The organism is Rhizobium sp. Leaf341 (genome assembly GCF_001424325.1).
Taxonomy (GTDB): Bacteria; Pseudomonadota; Alphaproteobacteria; order Rhizobiales; family Rhizobiaceae; genus Ferranicluibacter.
The window spans coordinates 1,128,298-1,148,889 of sequence record NZ_LMPE01000003.1 but is presented as its reverse complement, the minus strand read 5'-3'; the positions used below and the strand labels follow the sequence as shown (position 1 = coordinate 1,148,889).

Sequence of the window (20,592 nt, the reverse complement as noted above, 5' to 3'; positions counted from 1 at the left end):
GAGGGACGCCCATGTTCTTTGCCGTTCTCCAGCGCCTCGGCCAGATGCTTTTCGTCATGATCGGCATCTCCGCCCTCGTTTTCCTGATCTTCTTTGCCACGCCTGGCTCGGATCCGGCTGCGCGCCTCGCCGGGCGCAATGCCTCGCCGGAAACGGTGGAGGCGATCCGGAAGGATTTCGGCTTCGATCGGCCGCTGCCCGTCCAGTATGTCATCATGATGAACCGGCTGTTCGTTACGCAGGATCTCACATCCTTCGTCAATCGCGGGCTGCGCATCGTGCCGGCCGTTGCGCAAGCCGCTCCGGTCACGCTCTCGCTGGTGGCCGGTGCAGCGGTGCTCTGGGTGGTCGGCGGCATTCTCGTGGGCGTTGTGGCAGCGCTCGCGCGCGACACGCTGCTCGACCGCGGTCTGATGGTGCTTGCGCTGATCGGCGTGTCCATGCCGGTCTACTGGCTGGGGGAGGTCATGAATCTCGTTACCCAGAGCCGGTTTCACGATACGATCCTGTTTTCCTGGGTTCCCTCTCTCGGCTACAAGCCGCTGCTCACCGATCCCTGGGGCTGGTTCAAGACGCTGCTCATCCCCTGGTTCACCCTTGCCGCTCTCTACATCGGCATTTATGGACGGGTCCTGCGCGCCAATCTGGTAGAGGCCTATCAGGAGGACTTCATCCGCACCGCGCGTGCCAAGGGGCTGAGCCCTGCGCGCGTGATGGTCCGTCACGCGCTACGCACCTCACTGATCCCCTTCGTCACCATGTTCGGCCTGGATTTCGGCGTGCTTGTCGGCGGCTCGGCCTTGCTGACCGAAGTCGTGTTCGGCTTGAACGGCGTCGGGCGGCTGACCTACCAGGCGCTGCTCAACCTCGATCTGCCTATGGTCCTCGGTACCGTCATGTATGCCTCGTTCTTCGTGGTTCTGGCCAATGCGCTCGTCGATGTCGTCTACGTCCTTATCGATCCGCGTGTGCGGGAAAGCTGAAGCCATGACATTTGTGGAAAAACCCATCCTCCTCGACGTCAATGGCCTTACGGTCGCCTTCGCCACCGACCGCGGGCCGGTCAAGGCGGTGCGCGATGTCTCCTTCTCCGTGCGGGAAGGCGAAATCCTGTCGATCGTCGGCGAGTCCGGCTCCGGCAAGTCGGTAACGTTGCTGTCGCTGCTCGGGCTCCACGACCGCAAGACCACGCGGGTCGACGGTATGGTGTCCTTCCGTGGGCGCGGCATTCTCGATCTGAGCCCCGGCGAACTGCGCAGCATCCGCGGCCGGGAAATCGGTCTCATCTCGCAGGATCCCATGACGGCGCTGACGCCGGTTTATACGATCGGCTGGCAGATCGCAGAGCAGATCCGTGCTCACGAGAGGATCTCTGCCAGGGCGGCCAGAAAACGCGCTGTTGAGCTCCTGGGCGAGGTAGGCCTGTCCAACCCGCAGGAAGCCGTGGACCGGTATCCCCATCAGCTCTCCGGCGGCATGCGCCAGCGCGCCGTCATTGCCATGGCGCTTTCCTGTAATCCTGCGCTTCTGGTGGCGGACGAGCCCACCACGGCGCTCGACGTGACCGTGCAGGCGCAGGTCCTCGATCTGCTGCTGCGTCTGCGCAAGGATTTCGGCTCCGCCATCATTCTGATCACGCACGACATGGGCGTCGTCTCCGAAGTCGCCGACCGCGTTGCCGTGATGTATGCAGGACGCATCGTCGAGCGGGGCGAGACCGAGGCCATGTTCGAAAGCCCGCTCCACCCCTATAGCTGGGGCCTGATGGGCTCGATCCCGCCTCTGGCCGGCCCGCGTCTCGCCCGGCTGAAGTCCATTCCGGGCATGCCGCCGACGCCCGACAGGATCGGGGAGGGGTGCGGTTTTGCGCCGCGCTGCGCTTTTGCCCGGCCCGCCTGTCTGGAGCGCCCGCCATTGCGCAAGATCGGCACGCAGGCCGCCTTGTGCGTCCTGGAGGAGCCGGAGCGTGCAGCACTCCGCCGCACCGTCCTGTCTGCCGAGGAATTTGCATGATGCCGCCCGACCTTTCGAAACCCGCGTCCGCAGCTTCGGAAGCCGCCTCTGCATCGGACACTCCGCTGATGTCGGCACGGTCGCTCGTCAAGACCTTCACCGTCGGGCGAACCCTCAGGCCCGGCTCGGGCCGGACGCTCCACGCTGTCGATGCGATCAGTCTCGATGTTTTTCCGGCAGAGACGCTGGGTCTCGTCGGCGAATCCGGCAGCGGAAAATCCACGCTCGGCCGCTGCCTCACGCGCCTCTACGACATTGATGGGGGCACGCTGACTTTTGAAGGTGTCGACATCACAAGGGCGGATGCACGCGCGCTGAAGCCGATGCGCCGCAACGTCCAGATGATCTTCCAGGATCCCTCGGCATCGCTCAATCCTCGTCGCCGTGTGCGCGACGTGCTGGCCGAAGTGCTGAAGGTTCACAGAATCCGAGAAGGCGCCGGCATCGAACAACGTCTCTTGGAACTCATGGACCTCGTTGGCCTGCGCCGAGAATATCTCGATCGATATCCCCACGAATTTTCCGGCGGCCAGCGCCAGCGTATCGGCATTGCCCGGGCGCTGGCGGTGGAGCCGAAGCTGATCGTCGCCGATGAACCGGTCTCGGCGCTCGATGTCTCGGTACAGGCCCAGATCGTCAATCTGTTCAGCGACCTTCGTGAAAGGCTCGATCTTACCTACGTCTTCATTGCCCATGACCTCGCCGTCGTCCGCCAGGTCTCGAGCCGCGTTGCGGTCATGTATCTCGGCTCCATTGTCGAGACGGGCGAGACCGATGCGCTCTACGCGCGTCCGAGCCACCCGTACACGCAGGCTTTGCTCTCGGCCATTCCTCAACCGCACAATCGCGGCAGTCGCGAACGCATCCTGCTCTCGGGCGAAATCCCAAGTCCTCTCGATCCGCCGACCGGCTGCAAGTTCTCGACACGTTGCCCGCAGGCTCAGGATATCTGCCGGCAGGTCCGCCCGGTGCTCGCGGCCCTCTCCACCGAGCGTCAGGTCGCGTGTCATTTTCCGCTCGGCTAATGCATGTCGCCTGAAAGTGTGCAGCGGTTTCGGGAAACGACATGCATCACAACAAGACCTGAAAGCGCGTTGTGGACCCTTTTCACGCATCGCGCTTTAGGCATCTGCCGTTGACGTGACGGCTGGTCCTGAAGCGGAGAGATCGGTCTGCGTCAGGCTACCAGAGCTTGGTGTGCCGGTTGACGTCCTTGTAGAGCAGATAGCGGAAACGTCCGGGACCGCCGGCATAGCAGGCCTGCGGGCAGAAGGCACGCAGCCACATGTAGTCACCGGCCTCCACCTCGACCCAATCCTCGTTCAACCGATACACCGCCCGGCCTTCGAGGACGTAGAGCCCATGTTCCATCACGTGTGTCTCGAGGAAGGGAATGACGGCGCCCGGCTCGAAGGTGACGATGTTGAGGTGCATGTCGTAGCGGACGTCTTCCGGGTCGAGAAAGCGTGTCGTCGCCCATCGGCCGTCGGTATCTGGCATGGCGCTGATCGCGCAATCGTTCTCATGGGTAAAGACGGCAGGTGGCGCTTCGAGCCCATCGACCACCTCGAACGCCTTGCGCACCCAGTGGAATTTTGCGGGCACATCACCCGTGTTCTTCAGCGTCCAGGCACGACCGGCAGGAAGATAGGCAAAGGAGCCTGTCCGCAGCGCCTTTTCCTCGCCCTCGAAGGTCATGACCATCTCTCCATCCACCACGAAGATGGCGGCGGAAGCGCGCGTATCGGGCTCCGGCCTTTCGCTGCCGCCGCCGGGCGCCACCTCCATGATGTATTGCGAGAAGGTTTCGGAAAAGCCGGTCAGGGGACGCGAGATGATCCAAGCCCGTGTTCCCGTCCAGTGTGGCAGAACGCTGGTGACGATGTCGCGCATGACGCTACCGGGGATGACCGCATAGGCAGTGGTGAACACCGCCTTGCTGGAGAGGAGTTCGCTTTGGCCCGGCAGGCCACCCATGTTGGAAAAGAGACGCGTATTCTTCATCGGCTTGCTGGTATCCGTCTGATTGTGACAGCGATACCTTAGAGCGGTCCGGCCGGGAAAGAGAGACTTTTCTTCACCGTTACCGGTCGGGTTTTCAGGACAGGCCTCGGGTCAGTTCCGTGTCCAGGCTGAGGATGAACTTCCAGAGCAGTTGAAGATCGAAATGATCGCCATGCTGCAGCATCCAGGACAGCGCCATAGCGGACGACCACGGCTTCTTGTAGGGCCGGACCGAGGTCACGGCTTCGTAGACGTCGCAGATCGTGCTCATCCGGACGTAGACCGAAAGGTCGGCGGCGGGCACGCCATCCGGATACCCCTTGCCGTTCATGCGCTCATGATGGTGGCGACAGATATCGAGCACGACGCCGGGCAGGTTGCCTTGCCGCTTGAGAATATCGTGGCCGACGGCCGGGTGCTGCATGATGACGTCGCGCTCCTCCGCCGTAAGGGCGCTGTTCTTGTTCAGGATCGCGGTCGGGATCGCCAGCTTGCCGATATCGTGCACGAGACCCGCAAAGCCAAGCACCCTTACGAGCGGTTCCTCGAACTGCAGGTGCCGCGCAAAATGGACGAGGAGCGCCGAGACGGCGACGGAATGGACAAATGTGACCTTGTCCTTGGACTTCAGCCGGGTGATGTCGAGCAGGATGGCAGGGCTGTCGCCAATCTGGTTGGAAATGTCACCGACGATCCTGGAGACGCTCTCAATGCTGATCGGCTCGCCGCTGCGGCTCCGATCGAACGTGCCTTCGAGACGCTTGACCGAGGCCTGGACGACCTTGGCGGTTGCTTTGCGTTCCTCCTCGAGGGATCGCTTCCGCGGCGCAGTGCTTCGCGACAGTCCGCTGCCGGGGGTACGACTGGCGCCATCAACGTCAACGCCCTTGGCAAGGTTGATGTAGATACCGGTGATCCGGCTGTTCCTGATAAGGTCGACCTCGCTATCGGTGGTCAAAAGGAAGCGGCGTTGGCCGATCGGGTTATCCTGCCAGGATCCCTCGAGCGACTCGATGAACATGCCGATCCGAGCCTCGTGCCTCTCGATACGTTTCACCATGCCGCTGTTCCTCACCGCCTCCCTGCACATGCCTCTCCTCGACAATGCACCGGCAAGCAAGCAAATGCTGTCTTTCTGCCCGCACGTGCCGGGACCACACGTTCTTATAGCCAAACATTTTTAAGACATTACTAAGCCGAAAATAGAACCTCTGGTTTTATTCTATTTTCGTATTGTAAAAAAACAAAAAAAGACGGCGGACAGTGAATAGTGAGGGTTTGCTCTTCAAGGTTGTTATAGCAGCGACTGGTTCTTATAAATTGCCGCTTTCCATCCTGATGAGCAGGACATCTTACAATCCTCCGACCATTCCGTCAGGGACGAAAGACATCGACCGGCTCTGGCGATGATTCGCTCTGTCGAGCATGGTTTCGCCGTGCTCGGCCTTCAGGCCTTCTATGGGCTCTGCTCAGCGCGGTGCGCTTGGCAGCGGCGGACGTACCGAGGGGCGAATGCGGGGATAGCCGAATTCGGGATCGCGAGCGGAAAGCGCCTTGTGCAAATGCACCATCAACCCGGCTGCAAAGAGCGGGGTGAGAAGGTTGAGAACCGGAACCGCGAGGAAGGCAGCCAACAGAAGGCCCGCCATGAAGATCGTCGTGCGATGTTTGGCGCGAAAAGCCCGGGCTTCCTCGGGCGGCCGAAACCGCATGGCGGCGAACTCGAAGAACTCCCGCCCGAGCAGGTAGCCGTTGACGAGGAAGAAAGCGACGAGGTTGATGCCGGGTACCAGCAGCAGGAACAGCGCAATCACGTTGCCGACGATCACGACACCGAGAAATTTCAGCGTCCCGCGAATGGCTTCTCCCATCGGCAGGGACCGGCCGGCAGGCTCATTCGGATAATCCCGGGTTTCGATGACGTCGGCAACGTCATCGAGGAACAGTCCGGCGATCAGCGCCGTCACGGGGGCGAGCAGCAAGGCAAGCCCGAGCGCCAGCCCGATGCTGGCGAGGATGATGAGAATGAACGTGAGCCAACCGGCCCATTCCGGCGTGCCCGGGAGCATCTCTGTAACGAGCGGAGCGACGAAATAGACGAAGCTCTCGCGAAGGCCCAGCCAGAGCAGCACGAGAGCAAGGATGGTGAGGCCCAGCGTTTTCCAGAACGCAGCGCGCGTCTCCGGCGCAAAAAGATTGGCCAACGACAGGCGGGCAGCGTGAAAGATCATCCGGCGGCTCCAGGTACACGCGCATGCTGCAGCGCAACAGATGATGTAGAGTGCCTTGCCGGTGGCCGCAAGGCGCTCGCGGTTAAGACCGTCTGCCGGACGACCCGTGGTGCAGAAATCGCACCGGCCGATTTTGGTTTTCGCGAGAATGCAGTAGGAGAGGTCAGCCATGTCGTCGGAGCGAGCCATGAACGATATCAGGACGGATCTCTCTGTCGCCAGCCTTGCGGTTCTTCTCCAGAGCGGCGCTCTCGATCCGATCGCGTTGACGGAAGCGGTCCTCGATCGGATCGCTTCGGCCGATCCGGCAATTTTCACCGAGGTTCTCGGCCAGCGTGCGCTGAAGGAAGCCGGGGCGGCCCGTCTGCGGCTCCGGGCCGGCCGCTCGCTTGGTCTTCTCGATGGCGTGCCGGTCGCCTGGAAAGATCTGTTCGATACCGAAGGTGCCGTCACACGGGCAGGCTCGATCGTCCTCGATCATGGACCGGCACCTAAGGATGCGGCCGTCGTCGCGGCGCTTGCCGCCGCCGGCATGGTAAGCGTCGGGCGGACCAATCTGAGCGAGTTCGCGTTTTCCGGGCTCGGAATCAATCCACATTACGGCACGCCGGCCAATGCGGCCTCGACGGATGTGCCGCGTATTCCCGGCGGCTCCTCCTCCGGCTCGGCTGTCGCCGTGGCCTCAGGCCTCGTGCCGGTTGCGATCGGGACCGACACCGGCGGTTCGATCCGCATTCCCGCAGCCCTCAACGGGATCGTCGGCTATAAGGCGACACGCGACCGGTATGCCATGAAGGGCGTGTTCCCGCTGGCCGCGAGCCTCGACTCGCTCGGCCCTCTCTGCCGGACGGTGCAGGACGCCGTCTGGGTGGACGCCGCCATGCGCGGTCTCGTCCATCCGGAGATCGACCGCGGAGAGGTAGAAGGGCTGACGCTCGTGGTGCCCCGGACGGTTATGTTCGATGGTGCAGAGCCCGCCGTGGTCGAAGCCTTCGAGGCGGCGCTCGCGCGTCTGGCGGATGCCGGAGTTTCCATCGAGCACCGGGAAGTGCCGCTTTTTGCCGAGGTCTTCGAACTGTCTGCCCGCCATGGCGCCCTTGTGACAGCCGAGGCTTTTGCGCTTCATCGCGAGCGGCTTGCCGGCCCGGATGCGGCGCGGATGGACCCAAGGGTCGTGGTGCGCACGCGCATGGGCGAGAAGACCGGCATGGTTGACTATCTCGCCCTCATCGCCGCCCGCCGCGACATGATCGCCGCGTTTTCCGCCATGCTCGGCCCACGCACGTTGCTTGCCCATCCGACCCTGCCCCATGTCGCCCCGCCCATTGCGCCGCTCCTGACGGATGACGCGCTGTTCGTGGACACAAACTTTCGCACGCTGCGCAACACGCTGGTCGGCAATTTCCTCGACGGCTGCGGTATCTCCATCCCGTGTGGGACGGGGGACGCCGGGATGCCGGTCGGATTCCTCCTTTCGGCGCCGCAGGGCGAGGACCGCAGGCTCCTGTCCGCGGCCCTCGCGGCCGAACCCATCATCCGGGGTGACATATGATTGTCTGTTTCGATATCGGCGGTTCGGCCATCAAGGGTGCGGTTGCCACAGCGCCGCAGGACATTCGCCCCTTGGCGCGTCGGCCGACGCCCCTGCAGGATTTCGATGCCTTCGTGCGCGTGCTGGAGGATGCCTTCACGGAAGCCGGCTTCCGGCCCTCGCGGATCGCCTTGTCGATTGCAGGCGTGGTCGATCCGGACACTCAGGCAATCACGGTCGCCAATATTCCTTGCCTGGACCAGCGGCCGCTGGCGCGTGACCTCGGGGACCGCCTCCGGATGCCGGTGCTGATCGCCAATGATGCGGATTGCTTTGCGCTCGCCGAAGCCGGCCTCGGGGCCGGGCGTGGGCATCGCGTCGTCTTTGGCATCATCCTCGGCACCGGCGTTGGCGGCGGTCTCGTCGCGGACGGGCGTCTGATCAACGGCCAGGGCGGCTTTGCCGGCGAATGGGGCCATGGCCCGGCCGTTGCCGCCACGGCCGGGAGCCCGCCTGTTGCCATTCCCGCCTTTGCCTGCGGCTGCGGCCAGAGCGGCTGCGTCGATACGATCGGCGCTGCCCGTGGCATGGAGCGCCTTCACAAGGTGCTGCACCAGGAGACGCTGCCGAGCCAGGACATCACCGCGCGCTGGCAGGCCGGGGATCCGGACGCCGCACGGACCATCGAGGTTCTGGTCGATCTTGTCTCGTCTCCCCTCGCGCTTGCGATCAACATCACCGGTGCGACCATCGTGCCGGTCGGCGGCGGGCTGTCGGGCGTCACGCCGCTTGTCGAGGCGATCGACCGGACCGTCCGCAGCCGCATTCTGCGCAGGTTCGATCGTCCTCTGGTCGTGCCGGGAGAATGCCGGATCGAACCCGGCCTGATCGGTGCCGCCCTTCTCGCTCTTGATGGAGGACCTCGATGAGCTCCATCCTGCTTGAGGTCTGCGTCGATGATGCAGCGGGCCTTCTGGCCGCTGTCGAGGGCGGTGCCGACCGGGTCGAGCTCTGCTCCGCTTTGTCGCTGGGCGGTCTGACGCCGTCGGTCGGCCTCATGCAACTGGCGGCTCGCATGGCCGTGCCGGTCTATGCGATGATCCGTCCCCGCGCCGGCGACTTCGTCTTCGATGAAACCGAAATCGCCCTGATGGAGGCGGAAATCGACGCCGCGCGGCAGGCGGGTCTGGCGGGCGTCGTTCTCGGCGCAAGCCTTGGCGACCGCAGCCTCGACTCTGCCAGCCTTGCCCGTCTTGCGCAGCATGCCGATGGCATGGGACGAACGCTCCACCGGGCCTTCGACCTCGTCCCCGATCGGGCAGCAGCCCTGGAGACGGCCGTCGATCTCGGCTTTGAGCGGATCCTTACCTCGGGCGGCGAGACGACGGCGGCGAAGGGGATCGCGGCGATCGCCGATCTCGTCGGCCAAGCGCGCGGGCGCCTGTCGATCATGCCGGGCTCCGGTGTCTCGTTGACGAATATCGGGCCGCTGCTGGCCACCGGCGTCCTGGAGGTTCACGCCTCCTGTTCCGCTCCCGTGCCGACCGCCGATCGCGGCCTGGTCGAGCTCGGCTTCGCCCCGGAAACCGTGCGCCGAACCAGTGCCCCCGTTGTCCGGGCGCTGAAAGCCGCGCTCTGACACCCCGTCGGTAGCTGACGGCTGTCAGGCCGAAAACACCGCATGACCATCGATATAGGTCGCGACCATGTCGAGATCCTCCGTCAGGAGAACGAAGTCCGCATCGAGCCCGGGCAGCAGCCGGCCCTTGGTGGCGGACAGGCCGATGGCGTCTGCCGGATAGGCGGATGCCATCCGGATCGCCTCGCCGAGCGGCACGTCGAGCGTTCGGTGCACGAAACGCACGGAAGACAGCATGTCGATGTCGGCCCCTGCCAGTGTCCCGTCGGCGAGCGTCAGCCGTCCCTCTCGGCGAAAGATCTGCCGCCCGTTCAGCTGAAATCCGGTCTGGTCGGAGCCGATGGTCGACATTGCGTCGGTGACGAGGAAGATACGACCTGGCCCGACCTTAGCCCGCAGCGCGATGCCCATGGAGACCGGATCGACGTGAAACCCATCGGCGATGATCCCGGCATGGAGCGTCCCGAGATCGAGCGCTGCACCGACGCAACCGGGCTCGCGATGCCCGAGCGGGCTCATCGCGTTGAAGAGATGGGTGACCGTGCGGGCCCCGGCCAGCGCATAGGTCGCTACCGTCTCGTAGTCGGCCGCTGTATGGCCGAGGCTGACGGTAATGCCCGCCTTGCTCATGGCGGCAACCTGTTCGAGCGTCACATTCTCGGGCGCCACCGTGACCATGACGGCATCGAACAGCGAGGCGCAGGCCAGAACGACGTGAAGATCATCGGCTTCCATCGGCCGGATCAGGGCGGCGTCGTGAACGCCCTTGCGTGCGACAGACAAATGCGGGCCTTCGAGATGAAGGCCGATGAAGCCTGGGACGCGCTCGGCCCGTGCCTCCCGTGCCGCCGATATCGCATGGCTGCGCACGTCCGGCGTATCGGTGATCAGCGTCGGCAGAAGAGCGGTCGTGCCGAAACGTGCATGCGCGGCGCAGATCGTGCGGATCACTTCAAGGCTGGGTGCGTCGTTGAGCAGAGCCCCGCCGCCGCCGTTGACCTGGAGGTCGATGAAGCCGGGCACCAGAAGATGGCCCTTGGCGGAAACCGTTTTCAGTCCCTCCGGCAGCGTCTCCGGCGCGACGATGCCGGTGATGACGCCGTCACCGACGAGGAGCGCCTGTCCGGCATGCCAGTCCTGCCCGTCGAAGATCCGGGCCCCGGTAACGGCGAAGGCCGTGTCGTCGCGCTGTGCGTTCATCGCGTTTCCGTCACTTTCTTCAGCGCTGCCGGCTGATCGGGGTTGAAGCCCTTGGCGCGCGACCATGCTTCCACGAAGCCGTAGAAGGGAAGAATGAGGCAGAGCGCGTCGGTCAGCGGATGCCCTGTGGCAACGAAGGGCAGCGGCGCGGCACGGCCATGGGCATCGGCGGTCAGAAAGGCCCGTGCGCCCTTGGCGGCGAGATCGTCGAGAATGTCGCTGACGGAGGTTTCGGCCGCGTCGCGTGCGGCCAGCCCGAGAACCGGAAAGCGCTTCTCTACGAGCGCGACCGGCCCGTGCAGCACCTCCGCGGCGGAATAGGCTTCGGCATGCAGGCCGGACGTTTCCTTGAACTTCAAGGCGGCTTCGCTGGCAATGGCGAGCGCTGGCCCGCGACCAAGCACATAGAGTGAGTCCGACGTGCCGATCCCGTCGAAGAGGGCGCTCCAGTCGAGCGTCACCGCGCGTGCGAGATGCGCGGGCAGATCGCGCACAGCATGTTCGAGCGCTGCATCCTTCGTCCAGGCCGCTAGCACGGCGAGACCGGCAATGATCGAGTTCACATAGGATTTCGTTGCGGCAACCGCGATCTCGGGGCCGGCCATGATGTGCACGGGATGGGTGCTCGCTTCGGCGATCGGCGACGGCAGTGTGTTGGTCAGCGCAATGGTCACGGCGCCGGCCCTGGTCGCAGCCTCGGCCATGGCGACGATGTCCGGGCTCTTGCCGGACTGCGAGATGGCGATCGAACCGGCGCCTGAAAGCGCCATCTTCGCACCGTAGATCGAAGCGAGCGATGGGCCGAGAGAGGCGACGGGGCGTCCCGTTGTCAGCTCGATGGCATATTTCAGGAACAAGGCGGCATGGTCAGACGAGCCTCGGGCGATGGTCACGAGGAAAGCCGGATCATGCGCTGCAAGGGCGGCGCCTGCGGCATCGAGAGCGCCGCGGGACCGGTCGAGGAGACGGGCGGCTGCTTCCGGGATCTCGTTGATCTCGCGGCGCATATGGGTCTGGTCGGTCGTCATGTCGCATGTCCTTCAAGGCCCTTCTGTTCGAGAGCCATTTTGCGTGTCGCCGCTTACGCGTCGGAGAGGCTGAGTTCAGCCACGAAATCATAGGCATCGCCGCGATAGAGCGAGCGGGTGAACTCCACCACGCGGCCGGATGCAAGATAGGAGATACGCTCGATCGACAGGCTCGCCGACCCGCTGGCGACGCCCAGCATCGCGGCGTCCGGATCCTTCAGCCCACAGGCCGAGATTCGCTGCACCGCGCGCACCGGCCGTGCGCGCGACTTGTCGAGCTCGGCATAGAGAGAGGTCGTGACCTGCGTCGGATCGGGCAGGAATTCCGCCGAGATGCTGGCCCGCTCGATAGCCAGTGGCATGTCGTCAGCGATCCGCAGCCGCCCGAGCCGTGCGACAAGCGCGTCGGCCGGCAGGCCGAGCGTCATCATCTCGTCCGGCGAGGCTGCAAAAAGTCCTCGCTCGATCCACTGAGCGCGCGTGGTCAGGCCGCGGCGCGCCATATCCTCGGTAAAGGAGGTCAGGCGGGACAGGGACTGCTGGACGCGTGCCAGCGGCTTGACGACGAAGGTTCCCGAGCCATGACGGCGCACGAGAAGTCCGTCGCGCACGAGATCATCCACTGCTTTTCGCACTGTGACGCGACTGATGCGGGCATATTCGGCAAGGTCGCGCTCCGGCGGCAGCGCATCGCCGTGGTTGAGCCGACCTGTCTGGATTGCGTCTTCGAGAGACTGGCGCAGCTTTAGATACAGGGGGCCGGCACCCGCGCCCTGGAGGCCCTCGAGCGGCAGGAGATGCGCCAGATGATCGCTCATTGCACCGCCTCCGCCTGGTTGGAAAATGTTGCCGTGAAAACGCCTTGAACCGCCAAAGCCACAGCCCCGGTCAGCGCGTCGGCAAGCGGTTCGGCGAAGACCTTGTCGCCCCGCTCGGCCAGCCATGGCCTGTAAAGGGGCGCGAGGCCACCAACGAGGCAAAGGGTTGTGACACCGCGCGCAATGATGGCGTCAAGCGTCTGGTCGATCCGGTACGCAGCGGCGCGGATGAGATTGATCGCGACAGGATCGTGTGCCGCGGCGGCTGAAAAGATGCTCGGCGCATAGCGACCGTAATCGGCCGGGTGCGCGCCATGGGCAAAGGCGATGATGGCCTCGGGCGAATGGCCGAATTCCGCAAGCACCGTCTCGGTCAGAGACGAGGAGGGCTGGATGCCGTCATGGGCAAGCAGCACCTCCTGAAGAAGGCCTTGCCCCAGCCGTGCCCCGCTGCCAAGATCGCCCACCTTGAAGCCGTGGCCGCCCAGCATGGAGGTCGCGCCGGCCTGTCGAATGCAATAGACGGTGCCTGTCCCGAGGCTCGCCACGGCGCCGTCACGATCGCCGAGTGCGCCTTGCAGCGCGATCACGACGTCGGATACGATGGCCGCTTTGGCAAAGGGGAGACGCGCGGCGATAAAGGAAACGGCGTCAGCGACATTGTTGCCGGCAAGACCGAGAACGGCATAAGCCGAGGAAATGTCGGACAGCGGAAGTCCGGCCTCTTTGAAAGCCGCCTCCGTCGCCTGTCGGATATGGACAAGTGCCGTTTCGGGATCGGTGAGAATATTGGCAGCACCGCTGATGCCACGGCCGAGAAGACGGCCGTCCGCATCGGCCACTGCTGCCCGGCACCGCGTACCCCCACCATCGATTCCAACACGATAAAGACCCATGGATGACCTCCGGCTTGATAATACCAAAAAAGGACCATTTACCAAGGCGAAATTCAATAAAATTCGGATGATGAAGTTTCCGATATGAAAGCAGCTAGATAGACGTGAGATGCGGGCTCTAGAATCTTCACCGTCAGCCAGATCCTTGATTATCTCGCGCGTATTGGTATTCATTTGGACTGTAAGGTGAGAGGTTCATATGTCGGACAGGACGGAAGAAAGGCACGGGCAAGCGCGGGATCTCGATACGCGGGATTCTTTCGCGATCCTGAAGCTCCTGGCAGAGGGCCAGCAGGCCGCCGCGCGGGCGGTCGATGCCGCATTCGAGCCGCTGGCACGGGCAGCCTCTCTTGCGACAGAGGCGCTGCGAAGCGGGGGCCGCCTCGTCTATGCCGGGGCCGGCAGTTCCGGCCTGATGGCCATGGTCGATGCGCTCGAACTGCCCGGTACCTATGGTCTTGCGCAGCAATCCGTCGTCGTCGTCCTGGCGGGCGGTGCGGCCAGCCTCGCCGATCTCGCAGGCGGCTACGAGGATGATCGGGCCCTTGGCGCGTACGATACCGAGCAGGCGGGGGTCGGCCCGGGAGATTGCATCGTGATCGTTTCCGCCAGCGGCACGACGCCCTACGCGCTCGGTTGCGCAGAAGCGGCGCGGGCGCGCGGCGCCAGCGTCGTTGCCATCGCCAACAACGCCGGTACACCCCTTTTCGACAGCGCCGATGTCGCCGTGCTCCTGGAAACGCCACCCGAAGTGGTTTCCGGGTCGACGCGCATGGGCGCGGGAACGGCGCAGAAGATCGCGCTCAACATGATCTCCACGCTCGTCGGTATCGGGCTCGGCCATGTCCATGACGGTCACATGGTCAATCTGCGGCCTGACAATGCCAAGTTGCGTCAGCGTGCCGCCCGTATGGTGGCGGAGATCGCCGGTGTCGATCTCGTCGAAGCCGAGCGCCGACTGGAAGCCGCCGGCGGCTCCGTCAAGATCGCCGTTCTTCTGGCGTCGGGCGTGGCGGACCGTGGGGCAGCACAGGCGCGGCTTGACCGGGCGGGACAGAGCTTGCGCCGTGCGCTGGCTCTTGGCGAACACAGCGAAACGAGCTAGCGTCGCAGGGCTCCAACACAGCAGCGATCTCTCATTTCGATCAGCGAAAGGTGCCGTCCGTGACCCTCGCCAGCCTTCTTGCCTATGCCGCCGCCCTTTTCATTGCCGCTGCCATCCCCGGGCCCGGCATGACGGCGATCGTTGCGCGCGCGCTCGGCTCCGGCTTTCGCGATACGTTCCTCATGGGCCTCGGTCTCGTGCTGGGAGACCTCGTCTACCTTACGGGCGTCGTGCTCGGTCTTGCCTATGTCGCGCAGACCTTCACCACCGCGTTCCTCGTCATCAAGGTCATCGGCGCCCTTTATCTCGGCTTTATCGCCTGGAAGCTCTGGACGTCGGGTTTGATGGCGCAGGATCTGCAGGAGAACCGGGTCCGCACGTCCCCGGGCCTTGCGTTTCTCTCAGGGCTTCTGGTTACGCTCGGCAATCCGAAAACAATGCTCTTCTACGTCGCGCTGGTGCCGACACTGATCGATCTCGCCGCCATCGGTCCGCGCGACTACATCCTTCTTGTGCTGACCACCTTCGTGATTCTGCTGTCGGTGCTGATCCCCTACATCGTGCTCGCCTCGCGGGCGCGCCAGTTCCTGCGCCGACCGAGGGCGCTGATGATCCTCAATCGGGGGGCGGCAAGCATGCTGGGTGCGACGGCCGCCTATATCGCGTTGCGAACGGCCTGAACGCCGCTTTGCGGCGCCAACGGATGCGCCTGCCCGTGGATGCCTGCGCAAGCATCGTGTCGATCTCAACGCGCTGCGATCCGCTCGCGCCAGAGCCTCTGATAGGTGTCGATCGCATCCTGCGTGCCGAGCAGGCTCTCGCGCGCAGACGGTTCCGCTTCGTCAGGATCTGAAGCAGGCGCAGGCGCGGCGGCGGACGGACGTGGGGTCTGTCCTGCAAGCAGGGCAGCACCCAGGCTCGTTCCCGTCGATCCCTCGAGCGCAAGCACCTGTCGGCCGGAAAAGGCGGCAAGTGCAGCAAGGTAATGGCTGTTCTGTGCGAACGGTCCCTCAACGAGGATCGGTCCGCCAGCGCCCAGGAGCTGCAGGCTTTCCTGCGTCATCAGCGCGAGATAGAGGCAGACGGCTGCGTGGCGCTCGTCATCCGATGCCCCTTCCGCCGCGATCCAGGCTGCCGTCATCGACGGGAAGGGGCCGCAGCCTGTCACAACCGAAGGCAGGAGCATCATGCCGCGCGCGATCACCGTTCGCAGCAACGATGGGTCTTCGGGGCCGGCCTGCACCGTTTCCTTTCCGGCCATCAGCATCTCGTATTCCCGCCCGCCCATGAACCGCGCGGAGGGCACCGCGCGGCCGAAGGCGTCGACATTGGCAAGCGTGTCCCGCGCGGGATCGAGCCGCCCGAGATCGCCGCCGACGCCGAAGGCGACGACCCAGGTCCCCGTGGAAACGACGGAGAAGGGGGCTTTGCGCACGATGAGATGCGGCAGCAGCGAGGCGTTGCTGTCGTGAATGCCGCAATGGACAGGGATGTCTCGTTTCGTACCCGCGCCAATGGCCAGGGCAAGCTGCGGCAACAGCGGCCCCAGAACCTCGAAGGCAGACTGTGCGGGTGCCATGAGGCCTTCAAGGTTGAGTGTTTCCACCAAGGTCGAGAACCCGCCGAGAGCCGGGTTCCAGAGATCGGTGTGGCATCCGAGGGACGTCACCTCGGTTGCGAAGTGGCCGCTCAGTCGGCCGGACCAGTATTGCGCATAGGTGACGATGGTGCGGACGCGAGCGAAGTCTGCGGGAAACGTGGTCTTCTGATAATGCAGCTGGGCACCGAGGTTGAGCCCCATCGCCAGTCTTGGCGAAAACGTCTCTGCAAAGGCCGGCCGGATGCGGTCGTAGGCGGCCTTAACATCCGGGGGATAATCATGCTCATAGTCGAGCACGGGCAGCGCCAGCGCGCCATGCGCGTCCAGAAGCGCCGCAGCTGCGCCGTGGGTCGTGACCGAGATCGCGTCGAAGCCCGGCGTCTGCGCGACGGCCTTCAGCGATGCGACGAGAAAATCCCAAAGCGCGTCCGTATCATAATGCGGATAAGGCCCTTCGCCGATCACGCGGTTTGCCATCCGGTGGGACACGAGTTCGCGACCGCTGGCGGTGTCGTAGACGACGAGCTTCGCATTGGTCTTGCCGACGTCGAAGACGGCGACCCGGCCCGGTGCCCGATCGGTCAGGTGGTTCATGGCTGCCCCGGCATGTGGAAAACGGGCAGCAGATCGCGGGTCACAGGTGCATTGTCGGGATGGGTTTCCATGATGTCGGCCATGTGCGCCCACCAGCGTTTCATCACGGGGTGTTCGGGCAGCGCAGCCATCTGATGATCACGCGGCCGCGCGAGCACGCCGAAGAGCATCAGGGTTTCCGGGTCGAGAAAGATCGAGTAGTCCCGAACCCCGGCCTGCGCGAGAAGAGCGCTGAGTTGGGGCCAGATCACGTCATGGCGGCGGCGGTATTCCGCCTCCTGGCCCGCATGGAGCTTCATGACGAAGGCGTGGCGTTCCCAGGTGCTGTCGGGGATCATCAGGATCTCGCCTTGATGCGGCGCGCCAGGATCGGCAGCGCGATGGTGATTATGAGAAGCAGGCCGATGAAGATCGACATGACGATCCCGGGCACGTTGAGAAGCCCAAGCCCGAACGTGACGAGACCCATCACGAAGGCCGCGATGACGACGCCGCCGATCGTGCCGGAGCCGCCAAGAATGGAGACGCCGCCGAGCACCACCATGGTGACGACCTCCAGCTCCCAGCCTTGCGCGATCGAGGGTCGGGTCGAGCCGAGGCGCGAGGTAAGGCAGACGGCGGCAATGCCGCTCATCAATCCGGTGAGCAGAAAGAGGATGAACTTGATTCGCTCGACCGGGATGCCGGAAAAGCGGGCAGCGAACTCGTTGTTGCCGATCACCTGGACCTGCCGCCCGAAGTTCGTCGCGTGGAGAAGCACGGCAAAGAGCCCCGCCAGCACGAGGAACAGTACGAACTCGAACGAGAACACCCAGACGACGTAACCCTGCCCGAAGAAGGCGAAATCGGCGGGATAGCCGCCATAGGCCTTGTCGCCGAGCACGATATAGGAGAGGCCCCGGAAGAGGCTCATCGTGCCGATCGTCACGACGATGGAGGGCAGCTTCATGCCCGACACGAGCGCGCCGTTGATGACGCCGCACGCCAAGCCGACGCCGATACCGATGGCCACCAGCCCCGCCGCGCCGACGCCCGCTTGCGCCGCTGCGCCCATGGCGGTTGAGGCAAGCGCGATGATGGCGGCGACCGAGAGGTCGATCTCGCCGGCGATCACGAGCAGCGCCATGGCAAAGGCGATCATCGCCTTTTCAGTAAAGTTGAAGGTCGCGTCCGAGAGGTTCCAGGCGTCGAGGAAATACGGCGACGCCAGCGAGTTGAACGCGAAGATGGCAACGGCCACGCCGAGAAGCAGCACTTCCCAGCTGGCCAGCAGCCGGCGAAGCGGCGTCCCGAGCCGATCGGGGATGGCCCGTCGGGCCGGCTGCGACGGCTCGGGCTGGGGCGTTGTCGACGGGATCGCGCTCATGCCAGGGCCTCCTTGGTGATCGTATTGGAGCTGCCGTCTTCCGCTGCCCGGTTCCGCAGAATGATCCGTCCACGACGACGCTCGTGCCGGGCATTGAACACGACGGCAAGAATGATCACGGAGCCTGAGATCGCCATCTGCGTGAAGGGCGAGATGCCGATGACCGGGAGGGCGTTCTTGATGACGCCGAGAAACAGGGCGCCGAGCACGGTGCCGATGACCGTACCGACACCACCCGCGATCGAGATGCCGCCGATGACGCAGGCTGCGACGCTGTCAAGTTCGAAGCCGATGGCGATATCGACATAGGCGACCGCATAGCGCGAGACCCAGAGATAGCCGCTGAGGCCGGCCAGTGCCCCCGAAAGCGTAAAGGCAAGGAACCGGGTGTAGCCGACATCGATCCCGGCATAGACCGCGGCCACGGGGTTGCCGCCCGCCGCATAGGCCGAGCGGCCGAAGGGCGTGTAGCGGGCCATCAGATAGACCAGCACGACGACGAGCACCGCGACCCAGGAGAGCACCGGGAGCCCGGCGATGGCAAGACGCGGGACGTTCAGAAACTCCGGCGTCATCTGGTGCGCGTTGACCCAGGCACCACCCGAGAGAACGAAGGCCATGCCGCGGTAGATGGTCAGCGTGCCCAGCGTGACCACGATCGGCGGCATTTCGAGCCGCCAGACGAGGAAGCCGTTGATCGCGCCGAGCGCCGCCCCGATGCCGATGGCAAGCAGGATCAGAAGGACGAGCGGCAGGCCGGGCACAGCAGCGTTCAGCATCGCCACGGCCATTCCGCTGAAGGCGAGATTGGCGGCAACCGAAAGATCGATCGACTTCGTCAGGATCACCGTCATCTGCGCGAGCGCCAGAATGATCAGGATTGCCGTATCGTTGAAAATGACGCCGAGATTGCGCGGCGCGCCGAAACCGGGCGCCCGCGTGGAAAAGGCGATCACCATGAGGGCGATGATGAGAAAGAGCAGGGTTTCGCGTTTCTTCAGGAAGGTCATGCCGTCATCCTCACCGTATTGCCGGTGGCCGCGCGCACCAATGTTTCCGGCGTCAGTCCCGCACGCGGATGAATACCGGCCAGCAGGCCTTCCTTCATCACCATGACCCGGTCCGACATTCCGAGGATCTCCGGCAGTTCCGACGAGATCATCACGATCGACAGACCTTCGGCGGCAAGCTCGCTGATAAAGGCGTGAACGGCAGCCTTCGAGCCAATGTCGATGCCTTTGGTCGGTTCATCGAGAATGATCACCTTGGGCTGCGTCGCGAGCCACTTGCCGATGACCACCTTTTGCTGGTTGCCGCCCGACAGCGTGCCGACGGGCACGGAGAGCGCTGCGGCGCGCAGGTCCAGCCGCTCGGCATATTTGCGCGCAAGAGCAAACTCGTCGGCCAGCCGCAGGAAGCCCGCGCGGGATGTGCGACCGAGCGATGGGAGTGTCATGTTCTGGAAGATCGGCATGGGCAGCGCCAACCCGTGCCGGCCGCGCTCCTCGGGCACGTAGACGATGCCGGCACGGATCGCATCGCGGGGCGAGCGGATCGTGACCGGGCGCCCTTCGATCTGCACGGTGCCGCTGGTCGGCGCCGTAATGCCGAACAGCGCCTGGCAGAGCTCGGAGCGCCCGGCACCGATAAGGCCGTAGACGCCCAGGATCTCACCACGATGCAGCGTGAAGGAGATATCGCGGAATTCGGTCGGATGGCAGTAGCCGGAAACCTCAAGCACCGGTGCGCCGGGGGCGACCGCAAGCTTTGGAAATGCGTCGGCCACCGTGCGGCCGACCATCAGACGGACGATGTCGTCCTGTGCGGTCGATGCGAGAACACCCTGTCCCACGGCCTTGCCGTCGCGAAAGACCACGTAGTTCTCGGCGATCTCGTAGACCTCGTCGAACTTATGGCTGATGAAGAGGATGGCCTTGCCCTGGCGCTTCAGGTCGCGCACGATCCGGAAGAGATCGTCGATCTCCTTGCGGGACAGAGCGGCCGTCGGCTCGTCCATGATGACGATGCGCGCCTCGATCGACAGCGCGCGCGAGATCGCGACCAGATGGCGCTGCGCGATCGACAGGTCCTTCAGCCGGATCGTCGGCTCGATCGTGCTTTCGAGCGAGCGCAGAAGATCGCGTGCCCGTCGGTTCATGGTTGTCCAGTCGATAGTCCCGATCCGCGTGCGCGGGGCGTGTCCGAGAAAGATGTTTTCGGCCACCGTCAGCTCGTCGAAGAGCACGGTTTCCTGGTGAATGGCGGTTACGCCGGCGTCGATGGCGGCCTGCGCGTCGGCAAAGGTCACGGGCGAGCCATCGATGCGGATCTCGCCCTCGGTCGGGCGGTAGATGCCGGTCAGGATTTTCACAAGCGTCGATTTGCCGGCACCGTTTTCGCCGATCAGGGCGGTTACCGTTCCCGGATAAAGCGCGATATCAACGCCGTCGAGCGCCTTGACGCCCGGGAAGATCTGCGAAATGCCGCGCATTTCCAGAACGGCAGGCGCGGAGGTGCGTTCCTCGGCGACGGGGTGTTGTAGGGCCATCATGTCCATGTCCGGTCGG

Annotated in this window: 20 protein-coding genes; 8 read left to right on the top strand and 12 right to left on the bottom strand. The window is 64.4% G+C overall.

What is annotated here, in order from left to right; translation table 11 throughout:
* Nucleotides 1-11: 11 nt before the first annotated feature.
* From ASG03_RS07000 to ASG03_RS06990, 3 genes are read left to right on the top strand one after another with little or no spacing between them, the layout of a single operon-like run.
* Complete coding sequence (locus tag ASG03_RS07000; RefSeq protein WP_062471697.1) at nt 12-983, top strand: ABC transporter permease; 972 nt, start codon at nt 12-14, stop codon at nt 981-983.
* 4 nt (nt 984-987) lie between these two features.
* Entirely contained in the window at nt 988-2,013 is a 1,026-nt protein-coding gene (locus ASG03_RS06995) for an ABC transporter ATP-binding protein (protein WP_062692986.1), read from the top strand.
* Nucleotides 2,013-3,038 (top strand): oligopeptide/dipeptide ABC transporter ATP-binding protein, encoded by a 1,026-nt coding sequence (locus tag ASG03_RS06990; RefSeq protein WP_200934689.1) that lies wholly within the window; start codon nt 2,013-2,015, stop codon nt 3,036-3,038. The genes ASG03_RS06995 and ASG03_RS06990 overlap by 1 nt, the downstream gene beginning before the upstream one ends.
* 157 nt (nt 3,039-3,195) lie before the next feature.
* Here the strand turns inward: ASG03_RS06990 and ASG03_RS06985 are convergent, their stop codons facing one another.
* From ASG03_RS06985 to ASG03_RS06975, 3 genes are all read right to left on the bottom strand, one after another.
* The gene (locus ASG03_RS06985) at nt 3,196-4,017 is read right to left on the bottom strand and encodes a bifunctional allantoicase/(S)-ureidoglycine aminohydrolase (protein WP_062471690.1); all 822 of its coding nucleotides are present in this window, start codon (nt 4,015-4,017) and stop codon (nt 3,196-3,198) included.
* A gap of 94 nt (nt 4,018-4,111) precedes the next feature.
* Nucleotides 4,112-5,077, bottom strand: a complete 966-nt coding sequence (locus tag ASG03_RS06980) for an HD-GYP domain-containing protein (protein WP_062471687.1) — start codon at nt 5,075-5,077, stop codon at nt 4,112-4,114.
* 409 nt (nt 5,078-5,486) lie between these two features.
* Nucleotides 5,487-6,248, bottom strand: coding sequence for a sulfate transporter family protein (locus ASG03_RS06975; protein WP_062472449.1), 762 nt, complete (start codon nt 6,246-6,248; stop codon nt 5,487-5,489).
* 187 nt (nt 6,249-6,435) lie between these two features.
* Between ASG03_RS06975 and ASG03_RS06970 the strand changes: the two genes are divergently transcribed.
* Genes ASG03_RS06970 through ASG03_RS06960 form a run of 3 tightly spaced genes read left to right on the top strand, consistent with a single transcriptional unit; the run spans nt 6,436 to nt 9,418 of the window.
* Nucleotides 6,436-7,800 (top strand): amidase, encoded by a 1,365-nt coding sequence (locus ASG03_RS06970; RefSeq protein WP_062692985.1) that lies wholly within the window; start codon nt 6,436-6,438, stop codon nt 7,798-7,800.
* On the top strand, nt 7,797-8,708 hold the full coding sequence (locus tag ASG03_RS06965; protein WP_062471682.1) for an ROK family protein: 912 nt from the start codon (nt 7,797-7,799) through the stop codon (nt 8,706-8,708). Before ASG03_RS06970 ends, ASG03_RS06965 begins: the two co-directional genes overlap by 4 nt.
* Nucleotides 8,705-9,418: a copper homeostasis protein CutC gene (locus tag ASG03_RS06960; protein ID WP_062471679.1), complete on the top strand. Its 714-nt coding sequence runs from the start codon at nt 8,705-8,707 to the stop codon at nt 9,416-9,418. The genes ASG03_RS06965 and ASG03_RS06960 overlap by 4 nt, the downstream gene beginning before the upstream one ends.
* Nucleotides 9,419-9,442: 24 nt before the next feature.
* Here ASG03_RS06960 and nagA read toward each other — a convergent pair whose 3' ends face one another.
* The 4 genes from nagA to ASG03_RS06940 are packed head-to-tail and all read right to left on the bottom strand — an operon-like array spanning nt 9,443 to nt 13,360.
* Nucleotides 9,443-10,618, bottom strand: coding sequence for an N-acetylglucosamine-6-phosphate deacetylase (gene nagA, locus ASG03_RS06955; RefSeq protein WP_062692984.1), 1,176 nt, complete (start codon nt 10,616-10,618; stop codon nt 9,443-9,445).
* Nucleotides 10,615-11,646 carry an SIS domain-containing protein gene (locus ASG03_RS06950; protein WP_062692983.1) on the bottom strand — a complete coding sequence of 344 codons (1,032 nt, stop codon included), beginning with the start codon at nt 11,644-11,646 and terminating at the stop codon, nt 10,615-10,617. The genes nagA and ASG03_RS06950 overlap by 4 nt, the downstream gene beginning before the upstream one ends.
* 53 nt (nt 11,647-11,699) lie before the next feature.
* Nucleotides 11,700-12,464, bottom strand: a complete 765-nt coding sequence (locus ASG03_RS06945; protein WP_062471668.1) for a GntR family transcriptional regulator — start codon at nt 12,462-12,464, stop codon at nt 11,700-11,702.
* On the bottom strand, nt 12,461-13,360 hold the full coding sequence (locus tag ASG03_RS06940) for a BadF/BadG/BcrA/BcrD ATPase family protein (RefSeq protein WP_062692982.1): 900 nt from the start codon (nt 13,358-13,360) through the stop codon (nt 12,461-12,463). Before ASG03_RS06940 ends, ASG03_RS06945 begins: the two co-directional genes overlap by 4 nt.
* Before the next feature lie 199 nt (nt 13,361-13,559).
* Here ASG03_RS06940 and ASG03_RS06935 point away from each other — a divergent pair, with 199 nt between their 5' ends.
* A complete protein-coding gene (locus tag ASG03_RS06935) occupies nt 13,560-14,465 on the top strand; it encodes an N-acetylmuramic acid 6-phosphate etherase (RefSeq protein ID WP_062692981.1) in 906 nt (301 codons plus the stop codon).
* A gap of 59 nt (nt 14,466-14,524) precedes the next feature.
* Nucleotides 14,525-15,145: a LysE family translocator gene (locus ASG03_RS06930; RefSeq protein ID WP_062692980.1), complete on the top strand. Its 621-nt coding sequence runs from the start codon at nt 14,525-14,527 to the stop codon at nt 15,143-15,145.
* A 65-nt stretch (nt 15,146-15,210) separates the two neighbouring features.
* On the opposite strand, the gene ASG03_RS06925 is transcribed toward ASG03_RS06930, so the two are convergent.
* From ASG03_RS06925 to ASG03_RS06905, 5 genes are read right to left on the bottom strand one after another with little or no spacing between them, the layout of a single operon-like run.
* Nucleotides 15,211-16,659, bottom strand: a complete 1,449-nt coding sequence (locus ASG03_RS06925; RefSeq protein ID WP_082475568.1) for an FGGY-family carbohydrate kinase — start codon at nt 16,657-16,659, stop codon at nt 15,211-15,213.
* Entirely contained in the window at nt 16,656-16,997 is a 342-nt protein-coding gene (gene rhaM / locus ASG03_RS06920; protein ID WP_062692979.1) for an L-rhamnose mutarotase, read from the bottom strand. The genes ASG03_RS06925 and rhaM overlap by 4 nt, the downstream gene beginning before the upstream one ends.
* The gene (locus tag ASG03_RS06915; RefSeq protein ID WP_062471656.1) at nt 16,997-18,025 is read right to left on the bottom strand and encodes an ABC transporter permease; all 1,029 of its coding nucleotides are present in this window, start codon (nt 18,023-18,025) and stop codon (nt 16,997-16,999) included. Before ASG03_RS06915 ends, rhaM begins: the two co-directional genes overlap by 1 nt.
* Nucleotides 18,022-19,035: an ABC transporter permease gene (locus tag ASG03_RS06910; RefSeq protein WP_062692978.1), complete on the bottom strand. Its 1,014-nt coding sequence runs from the start codon at nt 19,033-19,035 to the stop codon at nt 18,022-18,024. Before ASG03_RS06910 ends, ASG03_RS06915 begins: the two co-directional genes overlap by 4 nt.
* Nucleotides 19,032-20,576, bottom strand: a complete 1,545-nt coding sequence (locus ASG03_RS06905; protein WP_244475174.1) for a sugar ABC transporter ATP-binding protein — start codon at nt 20,574-20,576, stop codon at nt 19,032-19,034. Before ASG03_RS06905 ends, ASG03_RS06910 begins: the two co-directional genes overlap by 4 nt.
* Between the last annotated feature and the right edge of the window lie 16 nt (nt 20,577-20,592).

Coding starts and splice junctions, on each gene's coding strand:
- ASG03_RS07000 (WP_062471697.1), top strand. CDS start 12: ATGTTCTTTGCCGTTCTCCAGCGCCTCGGCCAGATGCTTTTCGTCATG.
- ASG03_RS06995 (WP_062692986.1), top strand. CDS start 988: ATGACATTTGTGGAAAAACCCATCCTCCTCGACGTCAATGGCCTTACG.
- ASG03_RS06990 (WP_200934689.1), top strand. CDS start 2,013: ATGCCGCCCGACCTTTCGAAACCCGCGTCCGCAGCTTCGGAAGCCGCC.
- ASG03_RS06985 (WP_062471690.1), bottom strand. CDS start 4,017: ATGAAGAATACGCGTCTCTTTTCCAACATGGGTGGCCTGCCGGGCCAA.
- ASG03_RS06980 (WP_062471687.1), bottom strand. CDS start 5,077: ATGGTGAAACGTATCGAGAGGCACGAGGCTCGGATCGGCATGTTCATC.
- ASG03_RS06975 (WP_062472449.1), bottom strand. CDS start 6,248: ATGATCTTTCACGCTGCCCGCCTGTCGTTGGCCAATCTTTTTGCGCCG.
- ASG03_RS06970 (WP_062692985.1), top strand. CDS start 6,436: ATGAACGATATCAGGACGGATCTCTCTGTCGCCAGCCTTGCGGTTCTT.
- ASG03_RS06965 (WP_062471682.1), top strand. CDS start 7,797: ATGATTGTCTGTTTCGATATCGGCGGTTCGGCCATCAAGGGTGCGGTT.
- ASG03_RS06960 (WP_062471679.1), top strand. CDS start 8,705: ATGAGCTCCATCCTGCTTGAGGTCTGCGTCGATGATGCAGCGGGCCTT.
- nagA (WP_062692984.1), bottom strand. CDS start 10,618: ATGAACGCACAGCGCGACGACACGGCCTTCGCCGTTACCGGGGCCCGG.
- ASG03_RS06950 (WP_062692983.1), bottom strand. CDS start 11,646: ATGACGACCGACCAGACCCATATGCGCCGCGAGATCAACGAGATCCCG.
- ASG03_RS06945 (WP_062471668.1), bottom strand. CDS start 12,464: ATGAGCGATCATCTGGCGCATCTCCTGCCGCTCGAGGGCCTCCAGGGC.
- ASG03_RS06940 (WP_062692982.1), bottom strand. CDS start 13,360: ATGGGTCTTTATCGTGTTGGAATCGATGGTGGGGGTACGCGGTGCCGG.
- ASG03_RS06935 (WP_062692981.1), top strand. CDS start 13,560: ATGTCGGACAGGACGGAAGAAAGGCACGGGCAAGCGCGGGATCTCGAT.
- ASG03_RS06925 (WP_082475568.1), bottom strand. CDS start 16,659: ATGAACCACCTGACCGATCGGGCACCGGGCCGGGTCGCCGTCTTCGAC.
- rhaM (WP_062692979.1), bottom strand. CDS start 16,997: ATGATCCCCGACAGCACCTGGGAACGCCACGCCTTCGTCATGAAGCTC.
- ASG03_RS06915 (WP_062471656.1), bottom strand. CDS start 18,025: ATGAGCGCGATCCCGTCGACAACGCCCCAGCCCGAGCCGTCGCAGCCG.
- ASG03_RS06910 (WP_062692978.1), bottom strand. CDS start 19,035: ATGACCTTCCTGAAGAAACGCGAAACCCTGCTCTTTCTCATCATCGCC.
- ASG03_RS06905 (WP_244475174.1), bottom strand. CDS start 20,576: ATGATGGCCCTACAACACCCCGTCGCCGAGGAACGCACCTCCGCGCCT.